This window comes from Sphingomonas sp. Leaf22 (assembly GCF_001421715.1).
Taxonomy (GTDB): domain Bacteria; phylum Pseudomonadota; class Alphaproteobacteria; order Sphingomonadales; family Sphingomonadaceae; genus Sphingomonas.
In genome coordinates this window covers 116,981-140,598 of sequence record NZ_LMKP01000043.1, presented here as the reverse complement: position 1 = coordinate 140,598, position 23,618 = coordinate 116,981, and the positions used below count along the sequence as shown (strand labels likewise).

At 68.1% G+C, this 23,618-nt stretch carries 15 protein-coding genes; 7 read left to right on the top strand and 8 right to left on the bottom strand.

Annotation, left to right across the window (positions count from 1 at the left end):
* Positions 1-51: 51 nt before the first annotated feature.
* Both ASE70_RS17310 and ASE70_RS17305 read left to right on the top strand, forming a co-directional pair.
* A complete protein-coding gene (locus ASE70_RS17310; protein ID WP_056507526.1) occupies positions 52-1,545 on the top strand; it encodes a hypothetical protein in 1,494 nt (497 codons plus the stop codon).
* The gene (locus tag ASE70_RS17305; protein WP_056507523.1) at positions 1,542-2,576 is read left to right on the top strand and encodes a serine hydrolase domain-containing protein; all 1,035 of its coding nucleotides are present in this window, start codon (positions 1,542-1,544) and stop codon (positions 2,574-2,576) included. The genes ASE70_RS17310 and ASE70_RS17305 overlap by 4 nt, the downstream gene beginning before the upstream one ends.
* 604 nt (positions 2,577-3,180) lie before the next feature.
* Here ASE70_RS17305 and ASE70_RS17300 read toward each other — a convergent pair.
* From ASE70_RS17300 to ASE70_RS17275, 6 genes are all read right to left on the bottom strand, one after another.
* Positions 3,181-4,065, bottom strand: a complete 885-nt coding sequence (locus ASE70_RS17300; RefSeq protein WP_056507521.1) for a LysR family transcriptional regulator — start codon at positions 4,063-4,065, stop codon at positions 3,181-3,183.
* Positions 4,062-5,303 carry a dicarboxylate/amino acid:cation symporter gene (locus ASE70_RS17295; RefSeq protein ID WP_056507518.1) on the bottom strand — a complete coding sequence of 414 codons (1,242 nt, stop codon included), beginning with the start codon at positions 5,301-5,303 and terminating at the stop codon, positions 4,062-4,064. Before ASE70_RS17295 ends, ASE70_RS17300 begins: the two co-directional genes overlap by 4 nt.
* Positions 5,303-6,295 carry an N-acetyl-D-Glu racemase DgcA gene (gene dgcA / locus ASE70_RS17290; protein WP_056507514.1) on the bottom strand — a complete coding sequence of 331 codons (993 nt, stop codon included), beginning with the start codon at positions 6,293-6,295 and terminating at the stop codon, positions 5,303-5,305. The genes ASE70_RS17295 and dgcA overlap by 1 nt, the downstream gene beginning before the upstream one ends.
* On the bottom strand, positions 6,253-7,290 hold the full coding sequence (gene dgcN / locus ASE70_RS17285) for an N-acetyltransferase DgcN (protein WP_056507512.1): 1,038 nt from the start codon (positions 7,288-7,290) through the stop codon (positions 6,253-6,255). The genes dgcA and dgcN overlap by 43 nt, the downstream gene beginning before the upstream one ends.
* Before the next feature lie 219 nt (positions 7,291-7,509).
* On the bottom strand, positions 7,510-9,093 hold the full coding sequence (locus ASE70_RS17280) for an N-acyl-D-amino-acid deacylase family protein (protein WP_056507510.1): 1,584 nt from the start codon (positions 9,091-9,093) through the stop codon (positions 7,510-7,512).
* Positions 9,090-11,399 (bottom strand): penicillin acylase family protein, encoded by a 2,310-nt coding sequence (locus ASE70_RS17275; RefSeq protein ID WP_056507508.1) that lies wholly within the window; start codon positions 11,397-11,399, stop codon positions 9,090-9,092. The genes ASE70_RS17280 and ASE70_RS17275 overlap by 4 nt, the downstream gene beginning before the upstream one ends.
* A 635-nt stretch (positions 11,400-12,034) precedes the next feature.
* Here ASE70_RS17275 and ASE70_RS17270 point away from each other — a divergent pair.
* Together ASE70_RS17270 and ASE70_RS17265 are read left to right on the top strand one after the other, a co-directional pair.
* Complete coding sequence (locus tag ASE70_RS17270; RefSeq protein ID WP_056507505.1) at positions 12,035-15,076, top strand: TonB-dependent receptor plug domain-containing protein; 3,042 nt, start codon at positions 12,035-12,037, stop codon at positions 15,074-15,076.
* Between the two features lie 190 nt (positions 15,077-15,266).
* Positions 15,267-18,272 (top strand): ligand-binding sensor domain-containing diguanylate cyclase, encoded by a 3,006-nt coding sequence (locus ASE70_RS17265; protein ID WP_235520028.1) that lies wholly within the window; start codon positions 15,267-15,269, stop codon positions 18,270-18,272.
* Between the two features lie 231 nt (positions 18,273-18,503).
* Here ASE70_RS17265 and ASE70_RS17260 read toward each other — a convergent pair whose 3' ends face one another.
* Both ASE70_RS17260 and ASE70_RS17255 read right to left on the bottom strand, forming a co-directional pair.
* Positions 18,504-20,009, bottom strand: a complete 1,506-nt coding sequence (locus ASE70_RS17260; protein WP_056507501.1) for a flavin-containing monooxygenase — start codon at positions 20,007-20,009, stop codon at positions 18,504-18,506.
* 38 nt (positions 20,010-20,047) lie between these two features.
* Positions 20,048-20,713, bottom strand: a complete 666-nt coding sequence (locus ASE70_RS17255) for a DUF4197 domain-containing protein (protein WP_162236003.1) — start codon at positions 20,711-20,713, stop codon at positions 20,048-20,050.
* Positions 20,714-20,885: 172 nt separating this feature from the next.
* On the opposite strand from ASE70_RS17255, the gene ASE70_RS17250 reads away from it, so the two are divergent.
* The 3 genes from ASE70_RS17250 to fabI are packed head-to-tail and all read left to right on the top strand — an operon-like array spanning position 20,886 to position 23,608.
* On the top strand, positions 20,886-21,836 hold the full coding sequence (locus tag ASE70_RS17250) for a DnaJ C-terminal domain-containing protein (protein ID WP_056507498.1): 951 nt from the start codon (positions 20,886-20,888) through the stop codon (positions 21,834-21,836).
* Positions 21,837-21,866: 30 nt separating this feature from the next.
* Positions 21,867-22,808, top strand: a complete 942-nt coding sequence (locus ASE70_RS17245; protein WP_056507495.1) for a YihY/virulence factor BrkB family protein — start codon at positions 21,867-21,869, stop codon at positions 22,806-22,808.
* Positions 22,805-23,608 carry an enoyl-ACP reductase FabI gene (gene fabI, locus ASE70_RS17240; RefSeq protein ID WP_056402821.1) on the top strand — a complete coding sequence of 268 codons (804 nt, stop codon included), beginning with the start codon at positions 22,805-22,807 and terminating at the stop codon, positions 23,606-23,608. The genes ASE70_RS17245 and fabI overlap by 4 nt, the downstream gene beginning before the upstream one ends.
* The last annotated feature ends 10 nt before the right edge of the window (positions 23,609-23,618 follow it).

Below are 23,618 nucleotides of genomic sequence, written 5' to 3'. Positions count from 1 at the left end.
CCTGTTCCCCAGATCGTCGGAGGTTCGCGCTTTGTCACGACCGGAGCCGCCATGACCGCATCCGCCGCGCCTGCGGTCCCATCCCATCCGACGCTGCCGGGACGGCGGGCGATGCTGGTGTACGGGCTGCTCGGCTTTGCCGCCGGGCTGCCCTTCTACATGTTTTCGACGGTGCTGGTGCTGCGGTTGCAGGCGCATGGCGTGGCGCTGACCGTGCTGGGCTTCTTTGCATGGGTGCAGTTGCTGCCGACGCTGAAGTTCGTGTGGGCGCCGCTGCTCGACCGCTATGACGTGCCGGGGTTCGCGCGCTTCTGGGGCAAACGGCGCGGGTGGATCATGCTGGCGCAGCTGGGCATCGTCACCGCGATGGCGGCGATGGCGTGGACGTCGGACGATGCGTCGCTGCCGCTGACCGCGTTGTTCGCGGTGCTGCTCGCCTTCTGGACCACGACGCTGGAGGTGGCGGCGGATGCGTGGCGGATCGAGCTGTTCCCGACGCAGGACCAGCAGGGGCCGATCGTCGCCGCGAACCTGTGGGGATATCGCAGCGCGATGGTCGCGGCGGGCAGCGGGGCGCTGTTGCTGGCCGACCATGGCGGCTGGGCGCTGGCCTATCTGTCGATCGCGGTGGCGGCGTTTCTGCCGTTTCCGATGCTGGTGGCGATGCGGCCCGATGCGGCGCGGGGCGGCGGGCGGATGGTGGCGCTGGCGACCGGGGTGCTGGGCGGGGCGGTGATTCTGGGCGTGGTCGCGGCGGTGACGGCGACGGTCGGCTATGCCCTGTTGCAGGCGGCGGCATCGATCGGGATCGATGCCACGAGCAACGTGACGCCATGGGTGCTGGGGCTGTGCATGGTGCCGTTCCTTGCCATGGCGGCGGCGGTGCCGTGGATCCGGACGCTGCCGGCCACGCACCGGGCGCGGACCTCGACCGCGATCGGGCCGTATGTCGATTTCTTCTGGCGGTATCGGACGGCGGCGATCGTGCTGATGGCGTTCGTGTCGCTGTATCGGATGGGCGACGTGCTGGCGCTGAACCTGTCCAAACCGATGATCAAGGGGCTGGGCTATTCGCTCAGCCAGATCGGGCGGGCCGATGGCGTGGTCGCGCTGGTGGCGAGCATGGTCGGGGTCGCGCTGGGCGGATGGATGGTGACGCGGCGGGCGATGGCATGGGCGCTGGCGGTCGGGGCGGTGGTGGCGGCGATCGGCAATTTCGGCTTCGTCTGGCTGGCGCATCAGCAGGTCAGCGAGGCGATGCTGTATGTCGCGACCGGGCTGGACCAGTTCGGCAACGGGTTCGCAGGCGCGGTGTTCGTCGTCTATCTCTCGCTGCTGGTGAACCCGCGCTATCCGGGGGCGCAATATGCGTTCCTGACGGGGTTCGCGTTCCTGTTGCCGCGGATGCTGGCGGGCGCTGGCGGGTCGATGGTCGGGGTGATCGGCTATGACGGGTTCTTCCTGTTGTCGGGCGCGCTCAGTCTGGCGGCGATCCCGATCCTGCCGGCGCTGACCCGCATCCGGGCGCGGAAGGACGACGCATGATCGACCGTACCTTTGCCGACGCCGCCGCCCATGTCGCGGACGGGCGGATACCGGGCGCCACGCTCGGCATCGTCTCCGCCGACGGTACGCGGTCGGTGCGGGTCGCCGGGCTGGCGCAGCGCGTGCCGGTCGAGGAGCCGCTGACCCGCGACCACTGGTTCGACCTCGCCTCGGTCAGCAAGGTCATCGCGACCACCCGTTTCGTGCTGCAACTGGCGGAAGAAGGGCGGATCGATCTCGACCGGCCGCTGACCGATGCGATCCCCGATTTGCGGCAATATGACATGGCGGGCGCGGCCGAGCGGCGGCTGACGTTCCGCGACTGTCTGCTCCATCGTACCTTCCTGCCGGCGGTCGAGCCGATCTATACCTATGGCGACGATCCCGCCCGGCTGCGCGCGTTCGTGTTGCAGCGGGTGTGGCGGCAGGGGCCTCCGGTCTATTCGGACATCAACTTCATCCTGCTGGGCATCGCCATCGAACGGATCATCGGTGCCGGGCTGGACGCGCTGCCGCTGGGGCCGGGCCTGAGCTGGGGTCCGCCGCCGGGGCCGACGGTCGCGACCGAGCATTGCCAGTGGCGCGGACGGGTGCTGGTCGGTGAGGTGCATGACGAGAATTGCTTCGCGATGGGCGGGCGGACCGGCCATGCCGGGTTGTTCGGGACGGTCGATGGCGTGCTCGACTTCGCGCTCGGGCTGCTCGACGGGAGCGGGGCGTCGGCGGCGATGCTGGCGGCGATCCGGACGCCGGTCGAGGGGCATCGGACGCCGGTCGAGGGGCATCGGACGGCGGGCTGGGAAATCCGCTTTCCCGGCTGGTCGGGGGGGCAGGCGTGTTCGGCGGGGACGATCGGGCATACCGGCTTTACCGGGACCGGGCTGTGGATCGATTTCGAGCGCGGGGTGGCGTGGACGCTGCTGACCAACCGGGTGCATCCGACGCGGCATTTCGACAGCGGTATCTTCGAACTGCGGCCGGCGACGGGGGATGCGGTGGTGGTGGGGTTTGATGCGGAGAGTGGTCTGTAGTTTTGTGTTTGGGATCAGGTGGTTGGGTGGTTCTGCGCGTTTCAAAGGTCACAAAGGTCACACTTGCCGCGTTTTGGTGTGACGTTTCAGGTTGGGGGTGCGGAAGGGCGGGGATGGCGATGGGAAAGAGCCTCGCGACGGTAGCGGGGTGGGGTGCTGTAGGAAAGTGGATGGCCACTCCGGACTCGATCGACGACCCTGTGAAAGTCGCGCGATCAGCCCAAATCCGCCGTACCCCCGCGCAGGCGGGGGGCCAGAGCCAAGCAGAACAACGGCTTGCGCCTGTGGACGATCGACATTCAGCGATAACCACGGAATTTCGTCATTCCCGCGCAGGCGGGAATCCATAGACGCCGACGGTTTGGCTGGATCCGCGACGCTGGCGTCTATGGACTCCCGCCTGCGCGGGAGTGACGAACGGGGATCGAAAGCCATTCCTGCGCCCAGCGAACTGAACGTCGATCCCGCCTGCGACCCTGGACCCCCGCCTGCGCGGGGGTACGGCAGCTCTTCAGGACGGCGTCATAGGTTCGTGGCGGGTGGGATCACCCTCACCCCTCCGCGGCTTCGCCGCTCCCTCCCTCTCCCGTCGGAAGAGGGAAATTTACGGCCCCTCGATCACTTCCCGCAACACGCCCAGAAATTCGCTGGCCAGCGCGCTGGGCGGGCGGTCGAGCAGGTGCATGGCGTGGAGGTCGAAGGTCAGCGAGGGCTTCAACGGCCGCATCGCGAGACCGTCGGAAAGGGACGCTTCGGCAGTGAAATTGTCGACGACGCTCAACCCCACGCCGGCCCGGACCAGCGCGGCGGCGATGTAGAAGGTGCGGGCCGACGCGATGTCGTGCAGTTCCAGCCCCAGCCGGTCGAGTTCCTGCGCGAACAGCTGGCCGATCGGGCCGCTGGCGGCGAGCGTGATGAACGGCCGCCCGGCCAGTTGCGGCAGTTCGATGCGCGGCGGAGCGTCGGGCAGGTCGGCTTCGCGGTACAGCGCGACCAATTCGCCTTCGCCGAGCCATATCTTGCCCAGCGGTGCGCCGCGCGGGACCTCGGCGGCGATGGCGATATCGGTTTCGCGTTCGTAGAGTTTGCGCAGCAGGTCGTCGTGATGGACGGTTTGCAGGTCGAAGCGGACGCCGGGACGCTTCGCCATGAACCGTGCGACGGCGGTCGGCAGTGCGCCGAGGGCGAGGCTGGGCAGGGCGGAGATGCGCAGCGTCGCGCCGCCGCCGGTGCGCAGGTTGCGGCCCGCCTCGCGCAAGGCCCGCACCCGTTCCTGAATATCGGCGACGTCGCCGAACAGGGCGTGGGCGTCTTCGGTCGGGACCAGCCGGCTGTTGGTCCGCTGAAACAGTTCGAAGCCGAGCAGCGTCTCGGCATGGCGCAGCGTTTTCGACACCGAGGGTTGTGAGATATTGAGCGCGCGGGCCGCCGCGCTGACCGATCCGTTGACGTAGACGGCGTGGAAGATTTCGATGTGGCGCAGGTTCATGTGACCGCTTGGCCCCGATAGCGCGCTTCGTCCAGCCCGTCTTCGGCGCGCGCAACCAGCGTCGCGACGGTCAGGTTGGCGCTGGCCGAGGGGACCGTCCGCGTCATGTCGAGCAGCCGGTCGAACGGCAGCACCAGCCCGACGACCAATGCGGTCTGTTCCGCGCCGACCCCGACCGCGCCCAGCATCGCCGCCAGCATGAACAGCGAGGCGGAGGGCACCGGCGCGGTCCCGAACGCGGCGAGCGCGCCGGTCAGCAGCATGACGCCCAGCATCCATGCGTCGGGAACGATGCCCAGCGCCTGCAACGCGAACTGGCCGAGCAGTCCGACATACATTGCCGTCCCGTCCTTGCCGATGCTGGCCCCCAGCGGCAGGACGGTCGAGGCGATCGGGCGGGCGATGCCGAGATGGTCCTGCGCCACGCGCAGCGCGACCGGCAGCGTGGCCGACGAAGAGGCGGTCGAGAAGGCGACGACCAACGCATCGACGATTCCGCGAAAGAACCGTACCACCGGCAACCTTGCGACGAAGCGGAGCAGCGCGGCATGAACCACCAGCATTTGCGTGCATGAGGCGAGGATCACGCACAGCGCCAGCCAGCCGACATGGACGAACACCGCCATGCCGTTGGCCGCGACGGCGTTGGCGATCAGCGCGAGCACGCCGAACGGCGTCACCTCCATCACGATGCGGACGAGGTGGAGCAGGACGGCGGCCAGCCCCTGCAACAGTGCCACGACCGGCTTGCCGGCTTCGCCCGACACGATGCTGGCGATGCCGAGCAGGACCGCGACGAAGATGATAGCGAGCATGTCGCCCTTGGCCAGCGCTTCGACGATGTTGACCGGCACGATGCCGAGCAGCTGGTCGGCGGGAGTCACCGGCGGCCCCAGCACATGCGGCGCGACCCCGGCCAGCACGATGCCGTCGCCCGGTTGCAGTAACAGGCCGAAGCCCATGCCGATCGATACCGCGAGCATGGTGGTGAAGGCGAACAGCGCGACCGTCCGCCCGCCGATCCCGCCCAGCCGGCGCGGATCGCCGAGCGACGCGATGCCGGCGGCGATGGTGATGAGCACCACCGGTACGACCAGCATCTTGATGAGGCGGACGAACAGGTCGCCGATGATCTTGATCGCCGCCGCGCCCGCCGGCCACAGCAATCCGATCGCGATGCCGAGCAAGAGCGCACCGACGACGCGCTTCCACAACGGAATCGCGAACCAGCCGCGCATCAGGCGGGGTTGCCCCAGAAACCGGGGGCGGGCGGCGACAACATGCCGTTACGGTCGATGACGCCGCCGGGGCGGTCCGCGCTCAGCCACAATGGCCCGTCGAGATCGACGAACGCGGCCTGTGCCTCAAGCAGCATCGCGGGGGCGATGCCCAGCGACGAACAGACCATGCACCCGACCATCAACCCGAACCCCTTTGCGCGTGCCGCGTTCGCCAGCGCCAGTGCTTCGGTCAAGCCGCCGGTCTTGTCGAGCTTGATGTTGACCACGGCGTAGCGGCCGGCGAGTGCGTCGAGATCGGCGGCGGTGTGGAGCGCTTCGTCGGCGCAGACGGGCACCGGGCTGTCGAACCCGGCCAGCGCGGCGTCCTCGCCCGCCGGCAGCGGTTGTTCGAGCAGGTCGATGCGCCATTCGGCGAGGCGGGGACGGAGTGCCTCCAGCGTTTCGATCGTCCAGCTTTCATTGGGGTCGACGATCAGCCGGGGGGCGGGCGCGGCGGCGCGGACGGCGGCGATCTGGGCGGCGGGGTCGGTGCGGTCGACCTTGATCTTCAGGAGCGGGACATGGGCGACCTTCGCCGCCGCGCGGGCCATCGCATCGGGATGGTCGAGGCCGATGGTGATCGCGGACGGCAGGGCGACCGGCTCCGCGATTCCCGCCAGCGCGGCGACGCTGGTTTGGGCGAGGCGCGCTTCGAGGTCCCACAGCGCACAGTCGACCGCGTTGCGCGCCGCGCCGGCGGGGAGCAGCGCGGCAAGGTCGGCACGGGTCGCGCCGGCGGCGATGTGCGGTCCGATCGCGCGGATCGCGGCGAGCGTGTCGTCGATGCCCTCGCCATAGCGGGCATAGGGCACCGCCTCGCCGCGCCCGATCGCCTCGCCCTGCGCGATCGTCACCGTGACGACATCGGCCGCCGTCTTGACGCCGCGCGAGATGCGGAACGGGGTGCTCAGGCCGAAACGGTCATGGGCGACGTCGAGATGTCGAAGCATGTCTGCATCCAGTCGATGATCGGGTCCGCGCCGAAGCGATAGGGGTCGGTGCACGGCCGGCCGAGCGCCGCGCCGGTTTCGGCGCACAGCGCGCGCGCTTCGTCCTCGCCGAGCTTCGCGGTGTTGAGTGCGATGCCGACCGCCTGCACGTCGGGACTGGTCAGCCGCGCGACCGACAGGTTGGCGGCGAGGCAGGTGGCGAGGTCGGGCAGGGTGTAATGCGGCAGGCCGCGCATATGGTCGCGGGACGGATCGTGGCATAGCACCAGCGCGCGCGGCTGCGCGCCGTGGAGCAGCCCGGTCGACACCCCGGCGAAGGACGGGTGGAACAGCGATCCCTGCCCTTCGATCAGGTCCCAGCCGTCATCGTCCCGCGCCGGGGTGATCGTCTCGATCGCGCCCGAGATGAAGTCGGCGACCACCGCATCGACCGGCACGCCGGAGCCGGCGATCAGGATGCCGGTCTGCCCGGTGGCGCGGAAATCGGCCTTGATCCCGCGCGCGACCATTGCCGCGTGGAGCGCGAGCGTGGTGTACATTTTGCCGACCGAACAATCGGTGCCGACGGTCAGCAGCCGGTTGCCCGCGCGGCGTTTGCCATTGCCGATGGGCAGGTTGGCGGGCGGATCGCGCACGTCGAACAACTGCACGTTGGCGTGCCTTGCCGCCGCCACGATCTCGGCCACGTCGCGCAGTCGCTGGTGGAGGCCCGAGGCGATGTTCATGCCGACCGCGATCGCTGCCAGCGCGTCCTCGACCAGCGCGTTGCCCATCGTGCCCCCGGCATTGGCGATGCCGAGGATCAGGGTGTTGGCCCCGGCCGCGCGTCCCTCCGCCGCATCCATCCGCGGCAGGCCGAGGGTGAGCGGGCAGTCGTCGTGCCGCCATTCGCCGACGCAATCGTCCGGCCGGAATGCCGCGACCCCCCGCGACGTCTTGATACCGACCGCGTCGTCGGAATGGCCGAGATAGAGGAGAAAGGGTCCGGGGATCATCGCGCACCTGCTGCCTGGTCGGAACGATGGGATAGGGCCGGGGCGGGGGCAGCGTCATATCGTGCTGACGGGCCGACCTATAGATGGGGGTTATGTGGGGTTGCCTCTCCCCTCCCTGACAAGGGAGGGGTCGGGGGTGGGTTGGCCCGTTCAGGCCGGGACGGGTGCATCCAGCGGAACCCTACCCACCCCCAACCGCTCCCTTGTCAGGGAGGGGAGTCAGGTCGCCGGACACTGCGCCGGCGTCGGACGCAGCAACACCCGCCCCGGTGCGGCCCCGGTGGTCGCACCATCCTTCAGCGCCAGCCGACCGTTGACGAACAGCGCCTTCACCCCGACGCTCGGCACCCTCGGGTTCACGTAATCGGCGCGCGGCGCGTAGCCTGCGGGATCGAACACTACGACATCGGCATAGCGACCGGGCTTCAGATAGCCGCGCCCGTCCATCCGGTACATGTCGGCGGTGGCACCGGTCGACTGACGGATGAACTGGCCGAGCGTCAGCACCTTTCGTTCGCGGACATAGACCTGATATTTGCGGGGGAAGGTCGCGTACTGGCGGGGATGGCCGTTCGAACCGTCCGAACTGGTCACCACCCATGGCTGGCGCATGATCCGGTCGACATCGGCGTCGATCATGTTGAAGCTGGCGACCGAGACGCCGGCGGGTTCCTTGCCCGTCGCGTCGGCCACGCGCAGGATTCGGATAGCGGCGTCTACGGGATCGATGCCCCATAGCGCCGCCATCTGCCCCAGCGTCCTGCCGGTCCATGGCATGTCCGCGCTGGTCAGCAACAGCGATTCCTTGCCGCCGCGCCGGCGCAGATTTTCGGCCATTTCGGTCTTGATCTTGGCCAGCGTCGCCGGATCGTCGAATCGCGCGATCAGCTTCGGATAACCGCCGTCATTGGCCCATCGCGGGACCAGCGACGCATCGACGCTCGATCCCGATGCCAGCCACGGATATTGGTCGGCGGTGACGTTCTGCCCGGCTTTGCGTGCCGCCTCGATCACCGCGATCAGCTCGGGTGCCTTGCCCTGCACGTCGACGCCCAAGGCTTTCAGATGCGCGAAATGGACCGGCATCCCCGCCTGACGCCCGATCTCGATCGCTTCCCGGGTCGAGTTGAGCAGGCCGATCGTGTAGTTGGATTCGTCGCGCTGATGCGTGTCGTACATGCCGCCGCGGATCGCGGCTTCGCGCGCGACGGCGACCACTTCGTCGGTTTTGGCGAAGCTTTGCGGCGCGTAGAACAGTCCGGTCGACAGGCCGTACGCACCCGCGCACATCGCCTTTGCCACCAGCGCTTTTTCCTGTGCCAGTTCGGCGGGGGAGGGGGCGCGGTCGTCCTGTCCCAGCACGCGCCCACGCACCGCGCCGAAGCCGACGAACGGCGCGACGTTGGTACCGATGCCCGCCTTGGTCAGCGCCGCCGCATCTTCCGCGACGTCGGGCGTGCCATAGCCGTCGACGCCGATCACGATCGTTGAGACCCCCTGTGCGAGCCATGGCAGGTTGAGCCGCGCCGTCGCGTCAGGGGAGCGGATGTAACTGTCGGGGTGGGTATGCGCGTCGATGAAGCCCGGCGCGACGATCTGCCCCCGTGCATCGACGATTTGCGCCGCCCGTGTACCCCGCGACCGCCCGACATAGACGATGCGGTCGCCCTGAAGCTCGACATCGCCGGTGATCGGCTTGCCGCCGCTGCCGTCATGGATGGTGCCGCCCCGGATCACGATATCGGCACCCGGCGCGGCGCCGATCAGCAGCGCGCACAGTGCGATCGGCGGCAGGCGGGTCATCGGCTTTTTCCCTTCAACGTCATCCGGCGCGCGACCTGGCCATCGATCGCGGCACGACTGAACAGCAGCGGCCGCATCCGCCCTTCGATCCACGGCGCATATTGGTCGCGATAATAAGGCGAGCGCGGATCGTTCGACTGGCCGGGCAGGTTCAGGAACAGCGAATTGTCCCACGCGCCGACATCGATGACCTGCATATAGCTCGCCCCGCCGCCGACGCGCCAGCCGGGGCCGTCGCCCAGCCAGCGGGCCATGACGGTGAAGCTGTCGCCGCCCGATCCGCTGCCCTCGATCGGGGGAAAGGCGGCGGCGATGGCGGGAATGCGCGACAGCGGATGCGCGATGCGGACCTGATGCAACCGCCCCCAGCGCCATGTCGCCGGATCGGGACCGAGCAGGCCCTGCGCCGTCTCCCACGACGACGCCAGCGCATCGCGCACGATCGCCGGATGCTGCGGTAGCAGTTCCAGCAGGACCGACGGATCGATCTCGGTCACCAGCGCCTTGGCCCGGGCCGGGACGATCGTCGCCAGCATCCGCTGCGACAGGTCCCGCCACAGGATTTCGAACAATGCCGCCGGACCGCTGTCCGCCGCCAGTCGCCCGTCCCAGTGGCGCAGCATATCGCCAGCGGGGGAGGGCGTGGCCGGCAGCAACGCCACCAGCTGTCGCGCGGGGGTCGACAGCGTGTCGAATTGCAGCGCCACGCTGTCGGCGACGCTGTGTTTCGGCTGCACCGCCAGCACGTCGGCGATCCGTTCATAGCGATAGGGCGCGCGGAACGAGAAGGCGGGGATGCGGTCGCGCGGCCAGTTTGCCGGCAGGTTGTTCTGGTTGGCCGAGGCGAACCAGCCCTTGGCCGGGTTGTATTCGTTGGGCAGCGCGGTGAAATCGGTCATGCCGGTCCAGTCGAACCGTCCGTCGCCCGGCACCGGCAGCAGTCCGTCGCCCTGTTTGCGCACCGGCGCGAAGCCGATCACCTGCCATCCGGTATTGCCGTCGATATCGGCATAGTGAAAATTGGTCGGCGAGGGATGCAGGCGGAACGCCTTGCGCAGCGATGCCCAGTCGCGGGCGAGGTTGATCGCGATCATCGCGAACGATCCGCCGCCGCCCGGCAGCATCGCGATCGACGCCAGCACGCTCGCCCGCCGCTTCGCCGGATCGTGCATCACCACCGGTCCCTGCACCGAATAGCGCAGCGTCGCGACATAGGGGGCGCTACCCTTGACCGGGATCGCCACCTCGACCCGCTCGAACCGTTTCCACCCGCCGGCATGGCGATAGCGTTCGGGATCGGCGGGATCGAGGTCGAGGATGAACAGGTCCTGCTGATCGATATGGAAATTGGTCCGGCCGAACGCGAAGCGATCGGTATGGCCCTGCATGATCCCCGGCAGGCCCGGCGCACCGCCGCCGATCACGTCCAGTCCCGGTGCGCTGAGATGCACGACATGGCGCGGGCCGAACCCGCCAATGCCCAGATGCGGATCGTTGGCGAGGATCGGGCGTCCGGTCGCGGTACGGCTGCCCGCCACCGTCCACGCATTGCTGCCGGCATTGGCGCGCTCTGCCGTACCTTCGGCGGGATCGTTGACCGGGGTATCGGGACCGAAGGGCAGGCCGCCCTGTCGCAACACGCCGAGATCGGCGGGCGACACGGCGGTCACGTCCAGCCCGGCGGGGACGGTCATCCGCCACGCGGGGCGCAACGGTGCGACGATCGCGTCGAGGTCGAGCAGCCCGATCGCCGCCAGCTGTGCGCGGCGGACCTCGTCATCGGCGTTGCCGATCGCGCTGCCGCGCGCCAGCACCATATCCTCGATCGCCCATTTGATCGGGGTCACGCCGAGGATCGCATATTCCTGCGGCAGCAGCGTGCGATCGGCCAGCACCTCGTCGATGCGGGCGTTGATCCCGGCGATATAGGCGCGGGCGCAGGCCAGCACGTCGCCGGGCACGCGGCGCAGTTCGGCGGTCAGGTCGCCGCGATAGTGGAACAGCCGCGCGGTCGCGTCGTGCCTCGCGAAATCCTCGCCGAACGCCTCGGCCAGCCGGCCCAGTTCGCGGCGGTGCGCCAGGTCGATCTGGAACAGCCGGTCGCGCGCGACGACATAGCCCTGTCCGTAGAAGGCGTCGGGGATCGACGCGGCGCGGATATGCGGCACGCCATGGACGTCGTCGACGATCTCGATCGGTGCGGTGAGCGTGTCGCCGCGCGGGGCGAAGCCGCGCGCCTCCAGCGCGAACGGGGTCAGCGCCAGTGCGGCGGCCGATCCGGTCAGAAAGGCTCGGCGGTGCATCATCGGCGTCCCTTGCGTTGCATTCTCCGCTCCCCTTCCGTGTCAGGATCGTTCGGCGAACGTCCGCATGATCGTACCCCCGCGCAGGCGGGGGTCCAGGGTTACTGCCACAAGCCGCTGTTCTGCTTGGCTCTGGACCCCCGCCTGCGCGGGGGTACGGCATGGTTGCGCGTCATGACGTCCGTTTCGCGGCGGAATCCTTAATCGGGAAGAGAGCAGCTCGTCGATCCTATGCCAGCCCCCGCCGCTCCAGGTATGACAAGCACGTCCCGGCCCATAGGGCGCGTTTATGGCAGCGGCACGCCGCTCGCATACTCCCCAAGGATATCGGCAGTGGGCAAGCCAATCACCACAACGTCACCCCGGACTCGATCCGGGGTCCCGCTTCTTTTTCTCGCGAGGAAAGCGGGACCCGGGTCATTCCCAGGGTGACAAAGCGGAAGTCGGTCACCAAACCATAACACTCGTCTATGCCCTGCTGAAGCGATAGCATCACGTCTCGCTTGACGCGCATCCCTGCCGACGCGCAGCTTCGCCGCTATCCGACACGACCGGCGCGCGAACGACCGGGTCGGCGGATGCCGCAGGAAAGCGCAATGTCAATGTATCGGCCCGAACCGGGGCCATAGGGGGCCATTATGACGACTTCGATGCACTTTCGGCGGTATCTGCCTGCCCTTGCCCGCGCCTCCAGCCTGGTCGCGCTGTGCGTCGCCGCGCCGGCCTTTGCGCAAAGCGCCGATCCGGTCGCGGTCGAGCAGGCCCCTGCCGGACCGCAGGTGGAGGGCGGTCCCGACATTCTGGTCACCGGATCGCGCGTCGTCCGCGACGGGTTTCAGGCACCGACCCCGCTGACCGTGTTGACGCAGCAGGACATCCAGAACGGTTCGCCGTCGAACAACATCGCCGATTTCGTGAACCAGCTGCCGGCGCTGGCGGGCGGCTTCACGCCGGCGAACTCGCGGCTGAACCTGTCGAGCGGGCAGGCGGGCATCAACACCATGAACCTGCGCAACCTGGGGTCGGAGCGGACGCTGGTGCTGCTCGACGGACGTCGGTCGGTCGGCTCGACCGTGACCGGACTGGTCGACGTCAACACCATCCCGCAGGCGCTGGTGAAAAGCGTCGAGGTCGTCACCGGCGGCGCGTCGTCGGCCTATGGCTCCGACGCGGTCGCGGGCGTCGTCAACTATGTGCTCGACAAGGACTATACCGGCCTGAAGGTCGCGATCGACAGCGGCATCACCGACAAGGGCGATGGCGGCAATTATTCGATCAGCGTCGCGGGCGGCTGGTCGTTCGGCGAGGGGCGCGGGCATTTGTTGCTCAGCGGCGAGGTCGCGCACCGCGACGGCATCTTTCAGGTCGATCGCGACTGGAACGCGACCGGCTATGTCCGCATCCAGGACCCCGCCTGGACCACCACCAGCACGACGCCGCGTTACCTGATCCGCCGTCAGGTCGGTGCTGCCAACTCGACGCCGGGCGGCCTCATCACCGCGTCGGCGGGCACCACCGCCAACAGCCTGCGCGGCCTGTACTTCGGCGATGGCGGGCAGGTCCTGCGCTATCAATATGGCGCGCTGACCTTCCCCTCGGCGACGGGCAGTGCCCCGCCGACGTTGACGCAAGGGGGGTCGTGGCAGGTCAATGATTCGGGCCGCCGCATCGGCCTCGACCCGCGCGACGACCGCCACGGCGTGTTCGGGCGATTGAGCTACGAAGTCGCCGACGGCGTCGAGCTGTTCGCGGAAGGGGCATACAACCAGCAGAAGATCTTCTTCAACGCCGGGCCGAACCTGTCGACCGGCGTCGCCCTCAACGCCAATGGTTGCGCGGCGGCGGCGACGTCGGCCACCGCGCCGCTCACCTGCAACGCGTTCCTCTACAATGCGCTCGGGCGTGCGGCGCTGACTGGTGTCACCGGCGTCACGCTGGCGACGACCGCCGCCGACCTGCCGTTCCGCGCCGTCGACAACGAGCGGGAAGTGCAACGCTACGCGATCGGGGCGGAGGGTTCGACCGAAGTGTTCGGCAAGCGGGCGACGTGGAACCTCTATGGCCAATATGGCCGTACCGACCAGCATTCGCAGCTGCGCAACATCATGAACAATGCGGCGATGAACAACGCGACCGCCGCCGTCTTCGCGCCTGCTGGCAATGCCGCCGGCTATGCCGCTGGATCGATCCAGTGCCTCATCAACGTCGACGCCAACCCGAACAACAACGACCCGGCCTGCGTGCCGCTGAACCGGCTGGGCGTCGGCGTCGCGAACCCCGCCGCCTTCGCCTATATCCTCGGCAATCCGTTTCGCGACGAGCTGATCGAGCAATATAACGCCGCCTTCAACGTCTCGGTCACGCCGTTCGCCACCTGGGCGGGCGATGTCAGCGTCGCGCTGGGCGCGGAATATCGCAAGGAGAAGATTCGCGGTTCGGTGCCGGCCGAGTTCCAGCCGGTTTCCTCGACCGACGCCAATGGCCGCCCGATCACGTCGAACCGCTGGTCGGTCGGCAACTACCTGCCGACCAATGGCGAATATGACGTGAAGGAAGCCTATGTCGAAACGGTCGTCCCGCTCGGCATGGGGCTGGAATTCAACGGTGCCGCCCGCGCGACGCGCTATTCGACCGCGGGCTATGTCACGACGTGGAAGGCGGGCGCGACGTGGCAGCCGATCGAGGACATCCGCTTCCGCGCCACCCGCTCGCGCGACATCCGCGCACCCAACCTCAACGACCTGTTCCAGGGCGGCTCGGCCAACAGCGATGCGATCCGCAACCCGATCTATACCGCCGACGGTGCCAACGGGCCGGCGACGTTCAGCTATTCGGGCTTCGTCACCGGCAATCGCGCGCTTGGTCCCGAAAAGGCCGATTCGTGGAACGCGGGCGTCGTCGTCGCGCCGCGGTTCCTGCCGGGCTTCAACCTGTCGGTCGATTATTTCCGCATCGACGTGAAGCAGGCGATCACGACGTTCAGCGCGCAGCAGATCGCGGACCTGTGCTATCTGCAGGATCAGCAGTCGTTCTGCGACGCGATCTCGGTCGATCCGGTCCGGACGCAGAATCCGGCGCAACCCTATCTGCTGATCCGCAGCCAGCCGTTCAACGCCGCGAGCCAGCTGGTGAAGGGGGTCGATATCGATGCCTCGTATCGCCTCGCCCTCGATACGCTGTTCGCCAAGGCGGAGGGCAGTTTCAGCGTGCGCGGTATCGCCACGCGCTATATCGACAATTTGCTCAACAACGGCGTGCCGGGAACGGTGGTGCTGAATTCGGTCGGAGTGAATGGCGGCCAGTCGAGCACGCCCAAATGGATCTACCGCGTCAGTGCCGCCTATGACACGCCCGACTTCTCGATCACCGCGGTCGGTCGCGGGGTGAGCGCGGGACGTTATGCCGCGAACGGCATCGAATGTTCGACCGCCTGCCCGCCGAACGACGCGAATTTCTTCACCTATGACGATAACCGCGTCTCAGGCACCTTCTATGCCGACCTGAACCTCACCCAGAAGGTTCGCTTCGACGGGGCGGAGGCGCAGTTCTTCGTCAACGTGACCAATTTGTTCGATCGCTGGCCGCTGCTGCTGCCGGAGACCGGACTGGCGGCGAACCCGACCTATTCGGACCTGCTGGGCCGCCGTTTCCGCGTCGGTATCCGCATGCAAACGCGCTGAGGCAGCCACCCCGATCGCCGGTATGCGGCGGTCGGGGTGGCCGCGCTGCCCCGCCCGGGCAACGCGGGCGGAATGGTTTACCGTATAATTTCATCAAGTATGGACGCGTTAAGCAGGTCGCAAGCAAGCACGGATAAGAAGACGCACAGGAACCCTGATGCGGCATTTTTTCCTTCTTATTTTGCTTCTCGTGGCGTTTGGCGTGGCCCGGCCGGTATCGGCGGCCGCGCCGGCGGATGCGTGGGAGGGCTGGCGCACCGCGCGGTTCCTGACGCTCGATGCCACGTCCGGACTGCCGCACGCCACCACGACCGCGATCGTGCAGGGCAGCGACGGGCTGATGTGGATCGGTTCGCGCGGCGGGCTTGCCCGGTATGACGGGCAACGGCTGAAGGTCTTTCGACAGGTATCGCGCGATCGGACGAGCCTGCCCGACAATTATATCCGGGCACTTCTGCCGCTGTCGAATGGCGGGATGCTGGTCGGTACCAATGTCGGCGGCGCGGTCCGCTTCGATCCCGTCTCGAACGCGTTCGTCGCGTTGCAGGGGGCGGCGGGGGTCGGCATCGGCACCCGCATCCTCGCGCTGGCGTCCGATGGCCAGGACGGGGCGCTGATCGCATCGGACCATGGCGTGTTCCGCTATGACGCGCGGCATAACCGGGTCGTGTCGCTGATCGAGCCCGGCAGCGATCTGGCCGGCGGTGCCTTTGCCGTCTTCCGCGACGCCGACGGCACCATCTTTGCCGGCGGGGACAAGGGGCTGTTCGTCCGCCGGCCGCAGGACCGCGCCTTTTCCCGGGTCGCCACGCCGGAGATCGGCGATGTCTGGGCGATCCAGCGCGGGCGATTCGGCCGCCTTTGGATCGGTACCGGCGCGCACGGCATCTTCGTGCAATTGAGCGATGGCCGCTTCGTGCAGCCGCGCCTGCTGTCGGGCGACGCGCCGCTGATCGGCCACCGGACCATCCGCGCCTTTGCGACCGAGCCGGACGGGACGCTGTGGGCCGCGACCGATGGCATGGGACTGCTGCGCATTTCGACGCGCGGCCCGTTCACCGTCAGCGCGATGCGCAATATCCCCGCCAATCCCGCGTCGCTGGGCGGCGACACGGTGCGCGACGTGACGATCGACCGGACCGGCCGGTTATGGGCGGCGACCGACGTCGGCGCGTCGCATACCGACCCGACACTCGATTCGATCTTTACCGTGACCAACGCCATGCCCGATCCCCGCCGGTCGCTGGCCGATCGCAACGTGCGCGGGCTGATGGTCGACAGCCGCGACCGGATCTGGATCGGCCTCAGCAACGGGATGATCGACCGGATCGATCGTGCCGGCGGGACCGTCCGCCATCTGCGCCTGTCCGGCGAACAGTCGGGACAGGATGTGAAGGCGTTTCTCGAACTGCCCGACGGGACGGTGCTGGTCGGGGCGCGCGGCATCGTCGCCATCGATCCGGCGACGCTGACGCCCCGACCAGTCGCGGTGCCGCTGCCCGACGACCTGCCGGTGATCTCGCTGGCGCGGTCGGGCGACCTGCTGCTGATCGGCACCTATAAGGGCCTGTTCGTCTGGCAGGCGCGTACCCGGCAACTGCGCCAATATCGTCACGCCGATGGCGATCCGACCACGATCGCCAACAACGAAGTCATCAACATCGTCGATCCGGGCGACGGCCGGCCATGGATCGCGACGCCCGGCGGGCTCAGCCGCTTCGATCCGGCGACCGGGCGTTTCGTCGTCTATCGCAACGATCCGGCCGATCCGGCCAGCCTGCCGCAAAACTATACCGGGTCGATCGTGCCGTCGGGCGGCGCGCTATGGGTCGGCACCTATGGCGGGGTCGCGTGCGGCACGGCGACGCCAGGCGGGCTGCGCTTCCGGGCGATCACCGAGGCGCAGGGACTGGCCAACGACAATGTCGCGGCGGTCCTGCCCGACCGGCGCGGCCGGGTGTGGACGACGGGGGCCACCGGCATTTCGGTGCTCGATCCGCAGGGGCGACGGGTGCGCGTGGTCAGCCGGCGCGATGGTCTCCCCTCCGACGCGTATAATCAGCGCGTCGCCGCGATGACGCGCGATGGCGACCTGCTGTTCGGCGGGACCGGCGGCTTGCTGGTGCTGCGGCCCGACCGGATGCTGGCCGCACAGTCCGGCCGATCGCCGACGCTGGCCCCGACCGATATCGAACAGGACGGCCACACGCTGCCGTTCAACCCGTTTCCCGGGCAGCAGGCGATCCGCAGCGATGGCCATGCGCTGCGCGTCGCCTTTGCCCTGACCGATTATGCCGCGCCGCAGGAGGTACATTACCGGTACCGGTTGCACGGATTCGATACCGACTGGGTCGACCTGCCCGACTCGGTCCCGGCGACCGCGATCTACACCAACCTGCCCGGCGGCGAGTACGTGTTGCAGTTGCAGGCGCAGATTCCCGGCGTCCATCCGCGCACGGTCACGACGTCGGTCGACCTGATCGTCGCGCGCGCGTGGCATGAATTATGGTTCGTGCGGCTGGCGATGGCGATCGTCGGGCTGGCCGGGGTGTTCGGCATCGTCCATGTCCGCACGATGGTCCTGCGCCAGCGGACCCGCGCGCTCGAACGGATGGTCGAACAGCGTACTGGCGAACTGCGATCGGCCAACGTCACCCTGTCGCAGCTGGCCAGCACCGATCCGCTGACCGGACTTGCCAACCGCCGCACGCTGCTGGCCCGGCTGGAGGCGGCGCGCGAGACGGCGATGCGCAGCGGCGGCGGCTATGCCGTGGCGATGCTCGACATCGATCATTTCAAACGCGTCAACGACGGCTATGGCCATCATACCGGCGATATCGTGGTACAGGCGGTCGCGGCGCGGGTCGCCGGCGGTGTCCGCGCGGTCGACTGCGTTGCGCGCTATGGCGGCGAGGAACTGGCGATCCTGTTCGCCGACAGTGGTCTGGGCGATGCGGCGACGATCACCGAACGGCTGCGACAGGCGGTGGCGCGCGCGGTGATCGAGGTGGACGGCGTGGAAATCCGCGTGACGATCAGCGGCGGGGTCGCGGCGGCGACCGGCGACGAACTGCCCGCCGCCGTGCTGCACCGCGCCGACCTTGCCATGTACCGCGCGAAACGTGCGGGCCGCGACCGGATCGAGCTGGCCGACGACCGCGACGTGACCGCGCTTGAACAGGCGGCCGTTCTTTAGACGGGATCGACATTCAGTTCGCTGGGTACAGGAATGGCGTGCCTTCCCCTTTAGTCACTCCCGCGCAGGCGGGAGTCCCTATACGCCAGCGTCGCGGATCCAGCCGAACCGTCGGCGTCGATGGATTCCCGCCTGCGCAGGAGTGACGAAATTCCGTGGGTTTCGGTGAAGGTCGATCGGTCCTGAGACGCTGTTCGGAAACGCGCTTGTTCGCGGGTTTCCGGACGGATTCTACTCCGCCGCCTTCCGGTCCCGGTCGTGATTCGTCGCTTTCCGGAACTGCAACACGCCATCCTCCAGCCGTCCGAACCGGAACGCCGCGTAATCGAGGAAATAATTCTGCCGCAACCGCCACGGGCTGCGCGATCCCTGTCCCGGCAGCTGCGCCTCTGCCCGCTGGACATAGCCCGAACTGAAGTCGAGCAGCGGCCGCCGTTCGATCGCCGCGCCGGGCGCGGCGGGCACGCAATAGGCATAGCCCCGCCGCCGCATGTGGTCGAGCACCCGGCACATGCGCCGCGAGACGAGATCGATCTTCAACGTCCACGACGCGTTGGTATAGCCCATCGCGAACACCAGATTCGGCACGCCCGACACCATCATCCCGCGGTAGATTATCTGGTCCTGCGCCGCGAACGGCACGCCATCTACCGTGATGGCGACCCCGCCCATCAGGTGCAGTTTCAGCCCCGTCGCGGTGACGATCACGTCCGCCGCAACCTGCGCACCCGATTCCAGTTCCACCCCCTCGGGCGTGAAACGCCGGATGGTGTCGGTGACGATCGCTGCCGACCCGTCGTTCAGCACCCGGAACAGATCGGCATCGGGCACGAGGCACAGCCGCTGGTCCCACGGGTCGTAGCTCGGGGTGAAATGCCGGTCGACGTCCGCCATCTGCGGCAGCGCGGCGTGCGTGCCCTTCAGGATGAACGCCCGCATCCGCTTGGGCCAGGCGCGCGAAAACTGGAACGCGGCCAGCCCCATCGCGACATTCTTCCACCGTGCCAGCCGCCCCGCCGCCGCGACCGGCAGCCAACGATACAGCCGGTCGGCGAGCGCATCCTGCGACGGATGCGCGACGATATAGCTTGGCGATCGCTGGACCATCGTCACCTGTGCCCCCCGTTCGGCGAGCGCGGGCACCAGCGTCACCGCCGTGGCACCGCTGCCGATCACCGCGATCCGCTTGCCCGATACCGCCAGATCGGCGGGCCATTGCTGCGGGTGGACGATCCGCCCGGCAAAGCTTTCCTGCCCGTCGAACTGCGGGGCATGGCCGCCGGCATAGTCGTAATAGCCCGATCCCATGAACAGGAACCGGCAGCGGACGAGATGGTCGCCGCCCTCGGCCTGGCAGCGCAGCGTCCAGCGCGCATCCGCCGACGACCACTCCGCCGCGACGATGCGGTGGTCGAACCGGATATGCCGGTCGATGCCGAACAGTTTCGCCGTATCCTCGATATACTCGCGGATGTCGTTGCCGGCGGCGATCGTCTTGCGGTCGCGCCACGGCCGGAACGGAAAGCCGAGCGTGTGCATATCGGAATCCGACCGGACGCCCGGATAGCGGAACAGGTCCCATGTCCCGCCGATCGCCCCCCGCGCCTCGAAGATGGCGTAGCGCAGGTCGGGGCAGCGCGTTTGCAGGTGATAGGCGGCATCGATGCCCGACAGCCCGGCACCGACGATCACGACATCGAACTCGGTGGCGGGCGGGGCGGGGGCGGGCGCGGTCATCGCGCGCTTATCCGCCCGCCCGCGGCCCTTGCCAAGCGTCAGCGCGTGCCGAGCAGCAGCGCGGTCAGCACCGGATCGCCGGTCCGGCGCGGATCGGCACGGATCGCCGCCTCTTCGCGGCCGATCGCGCGGAAGATGGCGTTGCCGGCCTGATCGGCGGCGCTGCGCGCCAACGCGCCGTAATCGATGCCGGTCTGCGCCGCGACGATCGCCGACAGGATTTCGGCGGTATCGGAGCGAAGGCCGCGCGAAAATTCGGGGAACATCGCGTCGATCACCGCGCCCCGCGCCGATTGTGCCAGCAGGTCGGTGGCGGCGGTCGGCCCGTCACGCAGCACCGCCACCGCATCGGCCAGCGTCAGGCCGCGGATCGAATCGAGCACCACCGGCGTCGCACGATCGGCGGCATCGACCGCGATATCGTTCAGCGCCAGTGCGATCCGCGAGCGCACCGCATTGGTCCGCAGCACCGCCGCCAGCACGTTGTTCTGCCCAGCGGTTTCCGGCAGCGTCAGCCGGGTCAGCTGATCGTCGTAAAAGCCGCCGGGCCGGATCAGCCGTTCGAACGCGCGCTGGCTCGACAGCGTCAGCAACCGTCGCACGCCCTCCTCGACGCCATAGCTGCCCAACGGGGTGGCGCAGCCGCCGAGAATGGCGACCGGCAGCATCAGCGCGGTCGCGCCGAGGATGCGGCGACGGGACATCGGGACATGGATCATGGGCCGGTTCTCCAGGGGAAGATCGCGCTGCCAACGCAGCCAGGGGCTCCCGGTGCCGCCGCGTGCGTGAACCGACGTTGAACCGGGGGTCGTTTTGCTTCCGTTTCGCGGGTTTGGACCATTGCCGAGCGCCGCGTAGCGCCCTAGCTACCGGACCATGGCTGATCCCTATGCAACGCTTGGTGTAGCGCGCGACGCGACCGAGACGGATATCAAGAAAGCGTATCGCAAGCTCGCCAAGGAGCTGCACCCCGACCGGAACAAGGACAATAAGGCCGCGTCCGATCGGTTCTCGAAGGTCACGCAGGCCTATGACCTGCTGAACGACAAGGACAAGCGCGCGCGCTTCGACCGGGGGGAGATCGATGGCGACGGCAATCCGGCGTCGCCGTTCGGCCATGGGGCGGGCGGCGGCGGGGCTGGTGGCTTTCCGGGCGGTTTCCGGGCCGGGCCGGGCGGTCGCGGCGGTTTCGACATGGGCAATGATGCGCAGGGCGGCGACTTTTCGGATATTTTCGAGGGGCTGTTCGGCGGGCGCAGCAACAATGGCGGCTTTGCGAGCGGCTTCGGCCGGCGTCCCCAGCCCAAGGGCGGCAACGTCGCCTACAAGCTGAAGGTGCCGTTCGAGGATGCGGCGACGCTCAGCCCGCAGCGCATCACGCTGGCCGATGGCAAGACGATCGACCTGAAACTGCCCGCCGGTGTCGAGGGCGGCACGCAGATGCGGCTGGGCGGCAAGGGCGATCCGGGGCCGGGCGGGCCGGGCGACGCGATCGTCACGATCGAGGTCGAACCGCATCGTTTCTATACCCGCGACGGCGACGATATCCGCATCGACCTGCCGGTCAATCTGGCCGAGGCGGTGCTGGGGGCCAAGGTGCGCGTGCCGACCGTCGAGGGCGCGGTGATGCTGAGCGTGCCCAAGGGCGCGACCTCGGGCAAGACGCTGCGGCTGAAAGGGCGCGGTTTCCACCGCAAGGACGGGACGCGCGGCGATCAGCTGGTGACGCTGATGGTCGATCTGCCTGCCGACGACGCCGCGCTGACGGCGTTCGTCGAGGGGTGGGACGGGCGGACGACGGACCCGCGCGCACGCTTCGGCGTTTGATGCGGTCCTGATCCGGCCGGAGCGCATTGCATGAATCAGCCGTCCCCGGAAAGTCCCGAGGTACGCCACCACCGGGGCCGACCCGCCCTGTCGCGCCTGCGCCCCTCGGCACGGGCGATCGAGGTGGTGAAGCGTGTCGCGATCGGGACGTTCAACGACGGCTTCACCCATGCCGGCAATCTCGCCTATCTCTCGCTGCTGACGCTGTTCCCGTTCTTCATCGTCGCCGCGGCGATCGCGCGCGCGGTCGGGCGCAGCGGCGACAGCATCCATGCGGTCACCGCGTTCCTCGAAACCGTGCCACGCGACGTGGCAGTGGTGCTGGAACAGCCGATCCTCGACGTGTTGCAGGCACGGTCGGGATCGCTGCTGTGGCTGGGCGCACTGGTCGGGCTGTGGACGACGACGGGCTTCATCGAAACGGTGCGGTCGATCCTGCGGCAGGCCTATGGCATTCCGTTTTCGCGGCCCTTCTGGGAATATCGGCTGGGATCGATCGGGCTGATCGTCGGATCGGTGCTGATGCTGATGATCGCGTTCAGCCTTCAGGTCGTGCTGGTGGGCGTCGAGCAGCTGATCTACCGGGTGCTGCCGTTCCTGCAGCCCTATGCGGCCTATCTGTCGATCGCGAAGCTGTTTCCGGCACTGGCGCTGTTCGTCGCACTCTACACGCTGTTCTATTCGCTCAGCCCAAAGAAATACCGGACGTCGAATTGCCCGAAATGGCCGGGGGCGGTGGCGACGGCGACGGTTTGGATCGGCACGACGCAGCTGCTGCCGCTGGCGATCGACGCGCTGGGCGGATATGACCGCACCTATGGCAGCCTTGCCGGGGTCATGATCGCGCTGTTTTTCTTCTACATCGTCGGACTTGGCGTGGTGATCGGCGGCGAATTGAACGCGGCGCTGGCGGAAACGCCCGACCCTGCGCTAGAGGATGCGGCTACAGACGAAAAAGGGAAAGTCGCGTGAACGGTTTGATGCAGGGCAAGCGCGGGGTCATCATGGGACTCGCCAATGATCGGTCGCTGGCCTGGGGCATCGCCAAGCAGCTTGCCGCGCAGGGCGCGGAACTAGCCTTCACCTATCAGGGCGAGGCGCTGGAACGGCGCGTCCGTCCGCTGGCGGGCGAGCTGGGTTCCGACTTCCTGATCGAATGCGACGTCGCCGACATGGGCGCGCTCGACGCGGCGTTCGACACGATCGCCGCGCGCTGGCCGACGATCGACTTCGTCGTTCATGCCATCGGTTTTTCGGACAAGAACGAGCTGCGCGGTCATTACTATGACACCAGCCTCGACAATTTCCTGATGACGATGAACATCAGCGTCTATTCGTTCACCGCCGTCGCCAAGCGCGCGCGGGCGCTGATGCCGAACGGCGGGTCACTGCTGACGCTGACCTATTATGGGTCGGAAAAGGTCGTGCCGCACTACAACGTCATGGGCGTGGCCAAGGCGGCGCTCGACATGTCGGTCAAATATCTGGCGATGGACATGGGGCCGGAAAATATCCGGGTGAACGCCATTTCCGCCGGCCCGATCAAGACGCTGGCCGCGAGCGGCATCGGCGATTTCCGCTACATCCTGAAGTGGAACGAGCTGAACTCGCCGCTGCGCCGCAACGTCACGATCGACGATGTCGGCGGGGCAGGGCTGTATCTGTTGAGCGATCTGGCGAGCGGCGTCACCGGTGAGATCCATCACGTCGACGCCGGGTATAACGTCATCGGCATGAAGGCCGAGGACGCCCCCGACATCGCGCTGGCGTGAGGTAAGGTAG